Below are 14,219 nucleotides of genomic sequence, written 5' to 3'. Positions count from 1 at the left end.
CCCAGCGCCCAGACGACGGTTTATGGCGTGAAATCGCGCGAATCGCGCCATAAACCGTCGTCTCGGCGGGAATGGCTAGGCGTCGGCCAACCGCTTCTTCTCGGCCTCGACGTCGAAGTCCGGTGGCGGCCAGGCCATGTTGAGGCCTTTGAGCGCCTCGATGAGTAGCTCGGTGATGGCCAGCCGGCTGTACCACTTCTTGTCGCTGGGCACGATGTGCCAGGGCGCGTAGTCGGTCGACGTCTTCTCCAGCATGGCCTGGTAGGCCTCCTGGTACTTGGGCCACAGCAGCCGCTCGTCGATGTCGGCCGGGTTGTACTTCCAGTACTTGTCGGGCCGCTCCAGCCGTTCGGCCAGACGCGCCTTCTGCTCGGCGAGCGAGACGAACATGGCCACCTTCACCAGGGTGGTGCCTGCGTCGACCAATTCGCGTTCGAAGGCGTTGATCTCGTCGTAGCGGGCGCCCCAGACGTCCGGCGGCACCAGGTTGTGCACGCGGACGATCAGCACGTCCTCGTAGTGCGAGCGGTCGAACACCCCGATGTGCCCGGCAGGCGGCAGCGCGTTGCGGATCCGCCACAGGTAGTGGTGGGCGCGCTCCTCCTCGGTCGGCTTGCCGAAGCTGGTGTACCGGATGCCTTGCGGATTCGCTGCTCCCACAACATGTTTGACGATTCCGCCCTTGCCCGCGGTGTCCATGCCCTGCAGGATCAGCAGCACCGAACGGTTGTCGTCACCACTCTTGCTGCGGGCGTAGAGCATTTCCTGCAGCGACGCGAGCCGCAGATTCCGTTCGGTCTGCAGGGTCGGTGCGTCGCTCTTGTTGCCGCGGAATCCCGGCGTGCCGTTGGTGTCGATTCGCGCGACCTCGTCGCCCGGGCGGAAGGCCAGCTGGTCGTGTGGTTCGTGGGTCCACAGGGCAGGCAGATCTCTGTCGCTCACCCGCTCAGTCAAGCAGCTGCGGAGGCAAAACCGGTGACGGGTGCGGCAGTGAGTTGAACTTTTCCAGCGAGCCGCCGACCTCCACGATGCCGCACAGCGCGTTCCACGACAGCATGGTCAGGTAGTCGATCAGCTCGTCGGCGGTCATCCGGGGGTTCGACATCCACGAGTGGGTGGCCAGCTGGACGCCGCCGACGGTGTGAAACGCCCAGGCTTCCGCGCCCCGGGTGTCCATGCCGACAGCGGCCATCCGGCGGCGCAGCATGACGGCGAGCATGCGGGCGATGATCTGTTCGGAATCGGCCACGGCTTTGCTCTTGCTGGCCGAGTTGTTCGCCATCACGAAGGGATAGATCTCGGGCTCGGCCGCAACGGTTTCCACGTACACCTTGATGATCTCCCGGGTCAGTGCGAACCCGTCGAGGTTGGAGGACAAGGCGGCGGCCATGTTCGGGATCAGGGTGGTCTGGGCGAACCGCATCATCACCGCGGTGGTGAGGTCGTTCTTGTCGACGAAGTAGCGGTACAGCACGGTCTTCGACACGCCGATCTCGGCGGCGATCTCGTCCATGCTGACGTTGCTGCCCTGGCGTCGAATCGCTTCCAGGGTGCCGTCGACCAGCTCATTGCGTCGCTCCACCTTGTGCTGGTGCCAGCGCCGCTTGCGTCCATCGGTCTTCACCGTCACCGGCGGAGTCTGCTGTGCCACAGTCGCAGTAGTCCCATTCCCTAGTTCCACTTGATACTACGGCGAATCTGCGGATACCGGTCCGTGGGTCAGACCGTCAGTCGCTGCGATAGCGCAAGATGGAAAGGTGGCACATCGATCCGACGAAGGAGTCCGCGCGCTGGCGGGTCCGCGGCCAAGTTTTGCCGAGACACTGGCCGGGGCGGACAGCGCCGCGGATGCCGAACGCCTCCGGGGTTTGCGGAGGATGAAGCTGGTGGCGCTGAGCTTCCTGGTCGGCGCCACGGTGATCTTCCTGTTCTGTACCTGGGCACAGTCGTGGGGTGCCGCCGGCTGGGTCGGGTATGTGCGGGCCGCGGCCGAGGCAGGCATGGTCGGCGCGCTGGCCGACTGGTTTGCCGTCACCGCGCTGTTCAAGCATCCGCTCGGGCTGCCCATCCCGCACACGGCCATCATCAAGCGCAAGAAGGACCAGTTGGGGGAGGGCCTGGGCACGTTCGTCCGGGAGAACTTCATGTCCCCCGAGGTGATCGCGACCAAGCTGCAGGACGCCCAGGTGGCCGGCCGGTTCGGGAAATGGCTGTGCGACCGTTCGCACGCCGAGCGGGTGGCCGCGGAGGCGTCGACCGTGCTCCGGGTCGGGGTGGAGATGCTGCGCGACGAGGACGTTCAGCACGTGCTGGACCGGATGATCGTCAAGCGCATCGCCGAACCCAAGTGGGGGCCGCCCATCGGCCGGGTGCTGTCCACCCTGCTGCAGGAGGGGCGTCAGGAAGCCTTGATCCAGCTGCTGTGCGACCGGGCGTTCCAGTGGTCGCTGAACTCCGGTGAGGTGATCGAGCGCGTCATCGAGCGGGATTCGCCGACCTGGTCGCCCCGCTGGGTGGACCACCTGGTCGGGGACCGAATCCACCGGGAGTTGATGGATTTCACGGACAAGGTGCGCCGTAACCCCGACCATGAGCTGCGGCGCTCGGCCACCCGGTTCCTGTTCGAGTTCGCCGACGACCTGCAACACGACGAGGCGACGATTCAGCGTGCCGAGAACGTCAAAGACCAGATCATGGGTCGCGACGAGGTGGCGCGCGCGGCGGAGACGGCGTGGGCGGCCGCCAAGCGGATCATCCTGGAGTCGGTGGACGATCCGTCCTCGGCGCTGCGGACCCGGATCGCCGACTCGGTGATGCGGATCGGTGAGTCGTTGCGCGACGACGCCGAGCTACGCGACAAGGTGGACAGCTGGATCATCCGGGGCGCAAAACACCTGGTCGCGGAGTATGGGACCGAGATCACAGCGATCATCACCGAGACCATCGAACGCTGGGATGCGGACGAGGCGAGCCGCCGGATCGAGCTCCATGTGGGTCGTGACCTGCAGTTCATCCGGATCAACGGCACCGTGGTGGGTTCGTTGGCGGGCCTGATCATCTATTCGATAGCCCAACTACTCTTCTGACCTGCGCTAACTAGTGCTTGCAAAAGTTAGCACCCCGTCGTAGCGTGATTTTTGTCGTTAACGGATACACGGCCTACGAGGGGGAAGGACATGGCGCAAGACGAAAATCTCGCGGCGGTCGTCTCCAACGCTGCGCAGGACATCGGAAGCTTCATCCGGGCCCAGCGTGAGGCGGCGCAGGTATCGGTACGGCAGTTGGCCGAGAAGGCCGGCGTCAGCAATCCCTACTTGAGCCAGATCGAACGGGGATTGCGGAAACCCTCCGCCGACGTGCTCAACCAGATCGCGAAGGCACTGCGGGTGTCCGCGGAAGTCCTCTATGTGCGCGCCGGGATCCTCGAACCCAGCGAGCCCAGCGAGGTCCGCGACGCCATCGTCAACGACGTGGGGATCACCGAGCGGCAGAAGCAGGTGCTGCTCGACATCTACACATCGTTTCGGCAGCAGAACGAAGCCGAAGCAGGTGAGGAGCCGACAACTGATTGACACCTCACCAGCTACCCGATAACCACTCGCACGAAAAGCCCATCTGAGAGAAAGGAACTCGCATGACCGAGAAGACTCAGCCCACCATCGAAGACCTCAAGGCCCCGCTGCTGGCCGCCGTCGGCGCTGCCGACCTGGCCCTGGCCACGGTCAACGAGATCGTCGCCAGCCTGCGTGAGCGTGCCGAGGGCGCGCGCACCGATGCCGAGGCCCGCGTCGAAGAAGGCCGCGCCCGCCTGACCAAGCTGCAGGAAGACCTGCCTGCCCAGTTCGACGAGCTGCGCGACAAGTTCACCTCCGAGGAGCTGCGCAAGGCCGCCGAGGGCTACGCCGATCAGGCCACCGCGACCTACAACAAGCTGGTCGAGCGCGGCGAGGCCGCGCTGGAGCGCCTGCGCAACCAGCCGGCCATCGAGGAAGCCGCCAGCCGGGTCGAGGGCTACACCGACCAGGTCACCGAGCTGACCCAGGACGCGCTGGGCACCGTCGCCTCGCAGACCCGCGCGGTCGGCGAGCGCGCCGCCAAGCTGGTCGGCGTCGAGCTGCCGAAGAAGGCCGAGAAGGCTGCCGAGCCGGCCGCCGCCGCTCCCGCCAAGAAGGCCCCGGCCAAGAAGGCCGCGCCCGCGCCTGCCGCCAAGAAGGCTGCTCCGGCCGCCAAGAAGACCACGGCCGCCCCGGCCAAGAAGGTCACCCAGAAGTAATTCCGGTGTGGACCGGCGGGGCCCTGAGCCCCGTCGGTCGACGCTGACGATGACGCCCGCATAGGCTGGTGAGGTGCAACTTGCCAACCTTGCGGGCGTCATTATTTCGGTACTCGGTTACCTGGTCGTTCTCGTTGGCGTCTACGCCTTCGTGCATGCGGCCCTGCAGCGTCCGGACGCCTATACGGCCACCGGCAAGCTCACCAAGCCGGTCTGGCTGGCCATCCTCGGTGTGAGCGCGGTGCTGACGCTGCTGGTGGGTGGCGTGTTCATCCCCGTCATCGCGGCCTGCGCCGCAGGCGTCTACCTCGTCGATGTGCGCCCCAAACTGCTGGAAATCCAGGGAAAGTCGCACTGACCCGATGCGTTCACCACTGGCCGCGTTCGGTGCGGCCTGCCTGGCGCTGGGCGCGGCACTGACGTTCGCCGCCACCTCGGCCGCCGACGACCACGTCTACGTCGACCACGTCGAATGGGCCAAATGGGGCGACCTGTCGAGCCTGCGGGTGTATCCCACCGACACGGCCCGCGCCCTCACCCGGCAGCCCGGCAGCACGGTCCAGGCCGATCAGGCCTGGGCCGAGGTTCTTGCCCTGTCCCCGGATGCCGACCTGCCCGGGATGCGTGAGCAGTTCCTGTGCCACTGGACGTTCGCCGAACTCGCCGAGCCCGGCAAGACCAGCTGGAATCTGGAGCCGTGGCGCCCGGAGGTCACGCCCGAGGTGATGCTGGCCAGCGGCTGCAATCCCGGCGGCAGCGAGGAACCGTTCTGATGGGCAGCTACACCCGTGCCCAGGTGGCAGCCCTGGTCGATCACACCCTGCTCAAGCCCGAGGCCACCGCGGCCAACATCGAGAAACTGGTCGCCGAGGCCGTCGACCTCGGGGTGTTCTCGGTGTGCGTGTCGCCGTCGCTGGTGTCGACCGCGGCCGGGGTCGCCCCGTCGAGCCTTGCGGTTGCCGCGGTGTCGGGCTTCCCGTCGGGCAAGCACCTGGCCGAGATCAAGGCCCGTGAGTCGCAGCTGGCGGTGGCCGCAGGCGCCGCCGAGATCGACATGGTGATCGACATCGGGCTCGCCCTGAGCGGCGATCTGGACGCGACGGCGGCCGAGGTGGCCGCGGTCCGCGCCGCGATCCCCGGCGCCGCCCTCAAGGTCATCGTCGAGTCCGCGGCGCTGCTGGAATTCGCGGGCGAGGCGTTACTGCAGGACGTGTGCCGCGCCGCCGTCGGCGCCGGGGCCGACTTCGTCAAGACCTCCACCGGGTTTCACCCCAGCGGCGGCGCTTCCGTCCGCGCCGTCGAACTGATGGCGCAGGCCGCCGGTGATGGTGTCGGGGTCAAGGCCAGCGGCGGTATCCGTACCGCCGAGGCGGCCACGGCCATGCTCGACGCCGGGGCTACCCGGCTCGGCCTTTCGGGCACCCGGGCGGTGCTCGACGGCTTCACCGCCTGAAAGGCGGCGGGAAGGACTCAGAGCTTGGCGAAGCAGGGGTCCTCTTGAGCCTTGGGCATCGTGGCGTTCTGGGTGGAGAACTTCGCCACCACACCGCTGTCGGTGACCTGCACGCTGTCGGCGTGGATGCCCATCGGGTAATTCTCGGTGAGCTGGGCGGTGAATTTGTCCAGGATCGGCTGCAGGGTCTCCCGCGGCCAGGACAGGCCGATCGCACTTAGATCGACGATCTGCATCGAGATGCCCTTGTTGACCACCGTCGGCTTGGCGGTGATGGTGCCGAGCAGGCCCTTCAGTTCGATCGTCCCGTTGGACGGATTGGTCTTCACATCGGAGATGGCCGAGCCGATGAACGGCAGCTGCACCATGTCGGCCACGGTCTGACGGATGCCGTCGGTGCTCCACGAGATGTCGGCGACCAGCGAGCCCACGGTGCCGCTCGCGTCGGCGGTTTCCTTGATCCGGACATCTTCGATGCCCAGCTTCACCTTCATGCCCTTGGCATCGCGGATCTGGTTACCGGCGGTCTCGATGTTGATGTTGGTGTAGTGCCCGCTCACGTGCTGCATCAGGAACGGCGGCAGCGGGTCGAACGACGCCTTGGCGCCGTCCTGCACGATGCATTCCACGATCGAGGCGACGATCTTGTCGGCACGGCTGCGCGCGTACAGCTCGCCGCCGAGGACGCCGGCGGCGACCAGGGCGACCACGATGACGACGACCAGCACCACCGACAGCGGGTCCGAGAACAGCTTCTTGACCTTCGCCAGGGCCGAGGTGTCCTGCGGCTGCGGCGTGGGCTGTTCGACCTGACCAGGCTGAACCGGCTGATCGGGCGCCGGAGGCTGCGGAGGCAGCTCCTGCGTAGGCGACGGCGGGGACTGGTCGGTTGGGCGAGCCCAGGGATCGGTCACCCCAGCGATTGTGCCTTACCCAACTGAGCGAACTGTGAGCGGTTCTGCAGCACCGCGATGGTGTCCCGGACCTGGTTGGCGGCATCGAGGTCGACGTCGAAGACCAGCAACTGCTCCTCGGTGCCGGCCGAAGCGAGAACCTCGCCGGTGGGGGAGGCCACCAGGCTGCCGCCGACGCCCGTGGGCCCGACCTTGGCGATCTCGTCGCCCGGGTAGGCCTGGTCCACCGCGGCGATGAAGCCGGTGGTGTCCAGCGCGCGGGCGCGGGCCAGCAGGGTCCACTGCTCGAGCTTGCCTGGCCCCGAACCCCATGAGGCGTGCACGGTGATCAGCTGGGCGCCGCGACGGGCCAGCTCCACGTACAGCTCGGGGAACCGGATGTCGTAGCAGGTGGTCAGGCCGACGGTGACATCGTCGACAGCGATCGTCGCAGGCTCGAAACCCGGTGCCACAGTGCGTGATTCGGTGAATCCGAAGGCGTCGTACAGGTGGATCTTGTGGTAGTGCGCGTCGACGCCGGGGCCCGTCGCGATCAGGGTGTTGGTGACCCGCCCGTCCTCGGCGGGGACGAACATCCCGGCCACCACCACGACCCCGGCGCGTGCGGCGATCTCCCGCACCGCCGTCGCCCATGGCCCGTCCAGGCCCTCGGCGACCGGGGCCAGCGGAACGCCGAACCGGCACATCGTGGCCTCGGGGAACAACACCAACCGGGCGCCGTCATCGGCGGCGCGCCGGGTGAACTCATCGACCAGTCGCAGGTTCGACGAGGGGTCCGTGCCGGTGGCGATCTGCGCCAGGGCAATTCGCATGCGGTTCAGCTTAGTGGCGCCACAGGGCTGTATGCGTGGCTCGCCACCGGCCTAAGTTGTGGCTGGCGCCACGGTCGCCCACGGCACCGTCAGCACGCCGTCCCGTAGCCGGCGGCGCGGTGCGGCGACCGGAAAACCCTCGGCGCGCAGCAGTTCCACCATGGCCCGCCAGCGCACCCGCGGCCCGAACACGCCGTGCCCGGCCGCACTGGCCCAGGCCCGGTCGGCGGCGTCCAGCAGCGTGTGGATGGGCTGACCCTCGACGTTGTGATGGATCAGCACCTTCGGCAGCCGCTCGGCCAGATCCGAGGGACGCTCGATGCTGAACGGGTCGCAGGCCAGCGTCAGGCTGACCGGCCCGGCCTCGTCCAGCAGCACCCAGCAGCACCGGCGGCCCAGCTCGTCGCAGGTTCCGTCGACGATCAGCCCACCGGGTGCGAGCCGGCGCGCCATCGTGGCCCAGGCGTCCGGCACGGCCTCGACCGGGTACTGCCGCAGCACGTTGAACGCGCGCACCAGCACGGGGCGCAGCCCGGCCAACTCGAACCCGCCGAGCTCGAACCGCACGTCGGTGGCACCCGCCACCGCCCGCGCGGTGGCCACCCGCTCTGGATGGATCTCCAGACCCACAACGCGGACATCGGTCCGCACCGCCTGCAGCCGGGCCGCCAATTCCAGGGTGGTGACGGGGAGCGCCCCGTACCCGAGGTCGACCACCAGCGGGTCGGCCGCGGCCCGCAGCACGCTGCGCACGCGCGGTGAGTGCACCAGCCAGCGATCACTGCGGCGTAGCCGGTTGTACCCGGTGGTGCCCCGGGTGACCGCGCCGACGGGTCTAGACGTGCTCGGCGATCCAGTCAGCGGTGAACGCCTCCTCGACGGTGAAAACGTCGTTGACGGTGTGCAGGACCATGTCTTCGAGCTTGCCTCCGATCAGGGGCATCGAGACCTTGCACGTGCTGTCGACCAGCAACCGGCTACCCGTGGGCACGCCGCTGAGCTCATAGCGGCCGTCGAGCCGGCCCGGGACGTGGGCAACCGACGCCGCGTAGTGGCCGCTCGCGCCGTGTCCCTCGAACGGGCCGAAACACTGCCTGCGGGTGATGGCCATGTCGAGCGGGATGACCGGCCGCAGGATCGCGGGCAGCTCCGCGCGCGGCAGCACCTGCCGGAACTCGACCTCGATCCCGTGCGCGTCCGACCTGAACTCGGTGATGTCGGACTTCCCTGGCGTGAGGTCGTCGTAACGGTCCATGAGGGCCTGCCAGTACTCGTCGCTCGCGTACACGGCGTAGACCGCCTCGGCGGGGGCGTCGAAGGCCAGCGTGTACTCCAGGCGCCTGCTCACGGATAACGACGGTACCGGTGCCCTCAGGCGTGATCGGCGATCCACACCGAGGTGAAGCGCTGCTCGGCTTTGAGTAGATCGACCAGCTGTGCGCCGATGAAACTCTCGATCTTGCCGCCGACCAGCGGCACCCGCACCTCGACCGTGATGTGCACCGACAAACGGGACCCGGCATCGGTGCCGGTGAGTGTCGCGGACCCGGAGAGCGACACCGGTGCCCCGGAGATCGAGCCATGAACCGTGCCGTGAGCGGAGCCATCCCGGATGGGCTGCCAGTGCTCCTCACGCCGGATTCTCAGATCGCCGCGGTGAAACTGCGACACCAGCCCGGGCAGGCGGTCGGCGCGCAGGATCTGCGTGGTGACCGCCTCGATGCCGCCGTCAACGGCCACGTTCAGCGCATCCAGCGTGGTTTCGTCGGCCCCTGAATCGGCGAGCCGGGCCCGCCAATACCGTTCGTCGGCGAATGCGCGATGGACCTGTTCGACGCTGCCTCCGTACTCGCTGGCCATGTCGAATGATCGCGGCATAGCTGGTCAGGCTACCGTTACGGCCCGTGGTCAGTTCGTATGTTGCCGGTGTCGCAGTTGCCGAGGCGGTTGCGCTGGCCCCGCTGACCACCCTGCGGGTCGGGCCGGTGGCACCGCGGGTGCTCACCTGCACCAGCACCGATCAGCTCATCGACGTGCTGCGCGCCCTGAGCGCAGGAGACGAGCCGTTACTCGTCCTGGCCGGCGGGTCGAACGTGGTGCTCGCCGACGATCTGGCCGACACGATGCCCGACCTCACCGTGGTGCGCGTGGCCAACACCGCCATCACGGTCGACGGCAGCCTGCTGCGGGCCGAGGCCGGCGCGGTGTTCGACGACGTCGTCGTCACCGCACTGGAGCACGGGCTCGGCGGGCTCGAATGCCTGTCCGGGATCCCCGGATCGGCCGGAGCCACCCCGGTGCAGAACGTCGGTGCGTACGGGGCCGAGGTCGCCGACACCATCAGCCGGGTGCGCCTGCTCGACCGCCGCACCGATGAAGTCCGTTGGGCCGCACCGGAAGAACTCAAGTTCGGGTACCGCACCAGCATCCTCAAACATTCCGACGCCGTGATCGTGCTTGAGGTCGAGTTCGCCCTCGACGACACGGGTCGCAGCGCACCGTTGCGCTACCGCGAGCTGGCCAACGCGCTCGGCGTCGAACCGGGGGAGCGCGCCGACCCGCAGCGGGTTCGCCAGACCGTGCTGCAGTTGCGCGCGGGCAAAGGCATGGTGCTCGACGAGCATGACCACGACACCTGGAGTGTCGGATCGTTCTTCACCAACCCGGTGGTGTCGCAGGCCGAGTTCGAGCGCGTGCAGGCCACCTTCCTGGCCGCCGCGGGTTCTGCGGAGTCCGGACCGGTGCCGCACTACCCCGCACCCGACGGGGTCAAGCTGGCCGCAGGCTGGCTCGTCGAGCACGCCGGATTCTCCAAGGGCTATCCGGGTGACGGCGCTCCCGCGCGGCTTTCCACCAAGCATGCGCTGGCGTTGACCAATCGTGGCGAGGCGAACAGTGCCGACGTGATTGCCCTGGCCAGAGCGGTGCAAGCGGGCGTCCGGGACCGCTTCGGCATCACTTTGCACCCTGAGCCGATTCTGATTGGGTGCGATCTATCAGTACCCTAGATCCACGTGAGCCCTGCCGGTGATATAGAGGCCGATGCGCCGTTGTTCAATCGGCGGCGTGCCCTGACGGTGTTGACCGTCGGAATGGGAGCCGGACTGCTGGCTGCCTGCTCGGGAGAATCACCCATCTCCGCGCCCCAGGCGGACGAGCCGGCGGCGCCCACGGTGACCTACGAGCCTGCCGCCGACTCCGAGGATGTGCTGCCCACCGCGCCCGTCGGCGTGAAGGTCGAGAACGGCTCGTTCCAGCGCGTCAGCCTGACCAACGCCAACGGCAAGGTGGTCGCGGGCAAATTCAACAGCGACCGCACCGCGTTCACTGTCACCGAACCCCTCGGCTACGAATCCACGTACACCTGGGCCGGTTCGGTGGTGGGCCAGGACGGCAAGGCCCAACCCGTGCAGGGCAAGTTCACCACCGTCACCCCGCAGAAACAGGTCAACGGCCAGTTCCAGCTCGCCGACGGCCAGGTCGTCGGCGTCGCCGCGCCGATCATCCTGCAGTTCGACGCCGCGATCGACGACAAGTACCGCGCGGCCATCGAAAAGGCCCTCCAGGTCACCACCACGCCGCCGGTCGAGGGCAGCTGGGCCTGGCTGCCCGACGAGGCCGGGGGCTCCCGCGTGCACTACCGCACCCGCGAGTACTACCCGGCCGGAACCAAGGTCAGCGTCAAGGCTCCGCTGTACGGCGTCAGCTTCGGCGAAGGCGCCTACGGTGCGGCCGACTCCACGCTCGACATCGAGATCGGGCGGCGCCAGGTGGTCAAGGCCGAGGCATCCAGCCACCGCATCCAGGTGCTCGACGGGGCCGGCGCGGTGATCATGGACTTCCCCTGCAGCTACGGCGAGGGCGACCTGGACCGCAACGTCACCCGCAGCGGCATCCACGTGGTCACCGAGAAGTACGAGGACTTCTGGATGACCAACCCTGCCGCCGGCTACTCCAACGTGCACGAGCGGTTCGCGGTGCGGATCTCCAACAACGGCGAGTTCATCCACTGCAACCCGAACAGCATCAACTCGCAGGGCAATACGAACGTCACCAACGGCTGCATCAACCTCAACCTGGAGAACTCGCAGCAGTACTTCAACAGCGCGATGTACGGCGACCCCGTCGAGGTCACCGGGACCCGGATCGACCTGTCCTATGCCGACGGTGACATCTGGGACTGGGCGGTGGACTGGAGCGAGTGGAAGTCCATGTCGGCGCTGTCCTCGCAGGATTCGCCGTCGAATCTGCCCGCCAGCGCTCCGGCGACGCCGACCGACGCACCCACGTTGTCGGGCACGCCCACGACCACCACTCCGCCGAAGCCCGCGCCGGGCGGCTGATCGTTCCGCAGGCGCTCCTTCCGGCCGTCGGTCGCCGTTTTCGACACAGGGGTCGTGACAATTGAAGGAGTGCGGCCGTGACGTCGAAATCGGCGAGGCGCGGATGAGGGGGATGCCTTCGGCGCATCACGCCTGACGGTTGAAGCGCGACCCGGCGGCCCCGCTGACCTGATCACGCGGCCTGATCACGATCAGGTCGAGGTCGACGTGGGACGGGCGTGACGCGACGAAACCGATCACCTCGGCGATGTCCTCGGCCACCAGCGGGGTGACCCCCTGGTAGACCTTCTCGGCTCGCTCCTCGTCTCCGTCGAAGCGGTTCAGCGAGAAGTCGGTCTGCACCATTCCGGGCGCAACCTCGGTGAGCCGCACCGGTTTTCCGAGCAATTCGCTGCGCAGGGTGCGGTGCAGGACGCCCTGGGCGTGCTTGGCCGAGGTGTAGCCCGCCCCGTTGTCATAGATCTCGACGGCGGCGATCGAGGTGACCGTGATGATCAGCCCGTCGCCGGAGTCGATGAGCTTGGGCAGCAGCGCCCGGGTGACCCGCAGGGTGCCCAGCACGTTGGACTCCCACATCCAGCGCCAGTGGTCGATGTCGGCCTCGGCCACCGGCTCCAGCCCCCTGGCCCCGCCGGCGTTGTTCACCAGCACGTCCACCCGGTCCAACTGGGCCGCCAAGGCGTCGACGGCGGCCTGGTCAGTGACGTCCGCCACAATCGCGGTGCCGTCGATCTCCTCGGCCAGGGCCTGGATCAGGTCCGCCCGGCGGGCCACGCAGACCACGTGAAAGCCCAGGGCGGCAAGGGATTTGGCGGTTGCGGCACCGATTCCGGCGCTGGCGCCGGTAACCACTGCCACCCTCTTGTCTGACTGAGATGTCGTCACCTGACCAACATTAGATGGCGTGCTAAGTTCTTTCTGTGTCCGGAAACCTCCAGTCCCGCTTCGCGCGGCGTGCGTGTTGTTGTTGCGCACCCCGCCGCGCCTGACTGAACCCGGACACCGTTCGTTCGTCCTGCTGAGTCGCCAGGTGTGGTCTCTCCCCACCAGCCGACAACCAGTAAGGACAATTCACGTGACCACCGCTATTGCCGCTCCCCGCCGGACTTCCTCCCGCGCCGCTTCCGTGTCCTCCGCAGGTGCTTCCGCGCGGCCGTCCCGGACGCTGGCCGCCGCCTCGCGTTATCCGCAGTCGCGGCTGCTGCACATCGTCGCCCCGTCGCTGAAGGTGCCCGACGCGGCCGCGGCGTCGGTGTTCAGCGCGGTCCGCACCCGCGGCCCCATCGCCCGCGACGCCATCGCACAGCTCACCCAGCTCAGCATCGCCACCGTCAACCGTCAGGTCACCGCGCTGCTCGACGCCGGAATCCTGCGTGAGCGTGCCGATCTCGCGGTTTCCGGGGCCATCGGTCGGCCCCGTGTGCCCGTCGAGGTCAACCACGAGCCCTACCTCACGCTCGGCGTCCACATCGGCGCGCGTACCACCAGCATCGTGGCCACCGACCTGCTCGGCCGCACCCTGGACGTGGTCGAGACGCCGACCCCGTCGGGACCCCAGTCCGCCGCGCTGGCCACGCTGGCCTCCAGTGCCCGTCGCTACCTGAGCCGCTGGCACCGCCGTCGCCCGCTGTGGGTCGGTATCGCCGCCGGTGGAGTCGTCGACAGCGCCACCGGATACCTCGACCACCCCCGGCTCGGCTGGGCCGACGCCCCCGTGGGGCCGGTGCTCGCCGAAGCCCTCGGGTTGCCGGTGTCGGTGGCCTCCCACGTCGACGCGATGGCCGGTGCCGAACTGCTGCTGGGCGGACGGCGTTCCTCGCCCGAGGCCGTCGGCGCCCCGGCCCGCACCAGCCTCTACGTGTACGCCCGTGAGACCGTCGGGTACGCGCTGTCCATCGACGGCCGCGTGCACTCCCCGGCCAGCGGTCCCGGAACCATCGCCGGTCTGCCTGCGCAGTCCGAATTGCTGGGTGGCTCAGGGCAATTGGAATCCACCGTGAGTGACGAGGCGGTGCTCAACGCCGCCCGCAAACTGCGGATCATCCCGGCCGAGGGCCCGTCCTCGACGCTGGCGACGGTGCTGCGCGCGGCCCGGCAGGGCAACGACAAGGCGGTCGAGCTGCTGGCGGACCGGGCCCGTGTGCTCGGCGAGGCCGTCGCGCTGCTGCGTGATCTGCTCAACCCCGATGACCTGGTGCTCGGCGGTCAGGCCTTCACCGAATACCCCGAGGGTATGCCGGTCGTGGAGGACGCGGTCGCGCGTCGTTCGGTCCTGGGGCCTCGCGATATCCGGCTGACGGCGTTCGGTAACCGGGTCCAGGAGGCCAGCGCCGGCATCGTTTCGCTGGGCGGCCTGTACGCCGATCCGATCGGTGCCATGCGGCGCGCTCAAACCCGCCGATCCGCAGCGGTGTAGACATGTCT

17 protein-coding genes are annotated in these 14,219 nt (G+C 68.2%); 9 read left to right on the top strand and 8 right to left on the bottom strand.

The window, feature by feature from the left end:
- Window positions 1–75: 75 nt before the first annotated feature.
- Together G6N57_RS01325 and G6N57_RS01320 are read right to left on the bottom strand one after the other, a co-directional pair.
- Window positions 76–942, bottom strand: coding sequence for a polyphosphate kinase 2 family protein (locus tag G6N57_RS01325; RefSeq protein ID WP_077742505.1), 867 nt, complete (start codon window positions 940–942; stop codon window positions 76–78).
- A 4-nt stretch (window positions 943–946) separates the two neighbouring features.
- A complete protein-coding gene (locus tag G6N57_RS01320; protein ID WP_077742504.1) occupies window positions 947–1,651 on the bottom strand; it encodes a TetR/AcrR family transcriptional regulator in 705 nt (234 codons plus the stop codon).
- A gap of 106 nt (window positions 1,652–1,757) precedes the next feature.
- Between G6N57_RS01320 and G6N57_RS01315 the strand changes: the two genes are divergently transcribed.
- From G6N57_RS01315 to deoC, 6 genes are all read left to right on the top strand, one after another.
- Window positions 1,758–3,086, top strand: coding sequence for a DUF445 domain-containing protein (locus G6N57_RS01315; RefSeq protein WP_077742503.1), 1,329 nt, complete (start codon window positions 1,758–1,760; stop codon window positions 3,084–3,086).
- A gap of 90 nt (window positions 3,087–3,176) precedes the next feature.
- The gene (locus G6N57_RS01310) at window positions 3,177–3,572 is read left to right on the top strand and encodes a helix-turn-helix domain-containing protein (protein ID WP_044515636.1); all 396 of its coding nucleotides are present in this window, start codon (window positions 3,177–3,179) and stop codon (window positions 3,570–3,572) included.
- Window positions 3,573–3,634: 62 nt separating this feature from the next.
- Complete coding sequence (locus tag G6N57_RS01305) at window positions 3,635–4,273, top strand: heparin-binding hemagglutinin (RefSeq protein ID WP_075921973.1); 639 nt, start codon at window positions 3,635–3,637, stop codon at window positions 4,271–4,273.
- Window positions 4,274–4,346: 73 nt separating this feature from the next.
- Window positions 4,347–4,631 carry a DUF2516 family protein gene (locus G6N57_RS01300; protein WP_036442052.1) on the top strand — a complete coding sequence of 95 codons (285 nt, stop codon included), beginning with the start codon at window positions 4,347–4,349 and terminating at the stop codon, window positions 4,629–4,631.
- A gap of 4 nt (window positions 4,632–4,635) precedes the next feature.
- Window positions 4,636–5,046 carry a DUF2599 domain-containing protein gene (locus G6N57_RS01295; RefSeq protein WP_077742502.1) on the top strand — a complete coding sequence of 137 codons (411 nt, stop codon included), beginning with the start codon at window positions 4,636–4,638 and terminating at the stop codon, window positions 5,044–5,046.
- The gene (gene deoC, locus G6N57_RS01290; RefSeq protein WP_077742501.1) at window positions 5,046–5,726 is read left to right on the top strand and encodes a deoxyribose-phosphate aldolase; all 681 of its coding nucleotides are present in this window, start codon (window positions 5,046–5,048) and stop codon (window positions 5,724–5,726) included. The genes G6N57_RS01295 and deoC overlap by 1 nt, the downstream gene beginning before the upstream one ends.
- Window positions 5,727–5,743: 17 nt before the next feature.
- On the opposite strand, the gene G6N57_RS01285 is transcribed toward deoC, so the two are convergent.
- The 5 genes from G6N57_RS01285 to G6N57_RS01265 are packed head-to-tail and all read right to left on the bottom strand — an operon-like array spanning window position 5,744 to window position 9,330.
- A complete protein-coding gene (locus tag G6N57_RS01285; protein ID WP_077742500.1) occupies window positions 5,744–6,640 on the bottom strand; it encodes an LmeA family phospholipid-binding protein in 897 nt (298 codons plus the stop codon).
- Window positions 6,637–7,452 (bottom strand): carbon-nitrogen hydrolase family protein, encoded by an 816-nt coding sequence (locus G6N57_RS01280; protein WP_077742499.1) that lies wholly within the window; start codon window positions 7,450–7,452, stop codon window positions 6,637–6,639. The genes G6N57_RS01285 and G6N57_RS01280 overlap by 4 nt, the downstream gene beginning before the upstream one ends.
- 51 nt (window positions 7,453–7,503) lie before the next feature.
- Window positions 7,504–8,313, bottom strand: coding sequence for a class I SAM-dependent methyltransferase (locus G6N57_RS01275; RefSeq protein ID WP_077742498.1), 810 nt, complete (start codon window positions 8,311–8,313; stop codon window positions 7,504–7,506).
- Complete coding sequence (locus G6N57_RS01270) at window positions 8,288–8,800, bottom strand: DUF2505 domain-containing protein (protein WP_174814441.1); 513 nt, start codon at window positions 8,798–8,800, stop codon at window positions 8,288–8,290. The genes G6N57_RS01275 and G6N57_RS01270 overlap by 26 nt, the downstream gene beginning before the upstream one ends.
- A gap of 23 nt (window positions 8,801–8,823) precedes the next feature.
- A complete protein-coding gene (locus G6N57_RS01265) occupies window positions 8,824–9,330 on the bottom strand; it encodes a DUF2505 domain-containing protein (protein ID WP_077742497.1) in 507 nt (168 codons plus the stop codon).
- Between the two features lie 26 nt (window positions 9,331–9,356).
- On the opposite strand from G6N57_RS01265, the gene G6N57_RS01260 reads away from it, so the two are divergent.
- On the top strand, window positions 9,357–10,460 hold the full coding sequence (locus tag G6N57_RS01260; RefSeq protein ID WP_077742496.1) for a UDP-N-acetylmuramate dehydrogenase: 1,104 nt from the start codon (window positions 9,357–9,359) through the stop codon (window positions 10,458–10,460).
- A gap of 6 nt (window positions 10,461–10,466) precedes the next feature.
- On the top strand, window positions 10,467–11,795 hold the full coding sequence (locus G6N57_RS01255) for a L,D-transpeptidase (RefSeq protein WP_077742495.1): 1,329 nt from the start codon (window positions 10,467–10,469) through the stop codon (window positions 11,793–11,795).
- Between the two features lie 126 nt (window positions 11,796–11,921).
- Here G6N57_RS01255 and G6N57_RS01250 read toward each other — a convergent pair whose 3' ends face one another.
- Window positions 11,922–12,680 (bottom strand): SDR family oxidoreductase, encoded by a 759-nt coding sequence (locus tag G6N57_RS01250; protein ID WP_077742494.1) that lies wholly within the window; start codon window positions 12,678–12,680, stop codon window positions 11,922–11,924.
- Window positions 12,681–12,870: 190 nt separating this feature from the next.
- Between G6N57_RS01250 and G6N57_RS01245 the strand changes: the two genes are divergently transcribed.
- Window positions 12,871–14,211 carry an ROK family protein gene (locus G6N57_RS01245; protein ID WP_077742493.1) on the top strand — a complete coding sequence of 447 codons (1,341 nt, stop codon included), beginning with the start codon at window positions 12,871–12,873 and terminating at the stop codon, window positions 14,209–14,211.
- Window positions 14,212–14,219: the final 8 nt, after the last annotated feature.

Source organism: Mycolicibacterium boenickei, assembly GCF_010731295.1.
Lineage (GTDB): Bacteria > Actinomycetota > Actinomycetes > Mycobacteriales > Mycobacteriaceae > Mycobacterium > Mycobacterium boenickei.
Note: the sequence above shows the minus strand (reverse complement) of the source record. Positions and strands in the feature narration are given on the sequence as shown.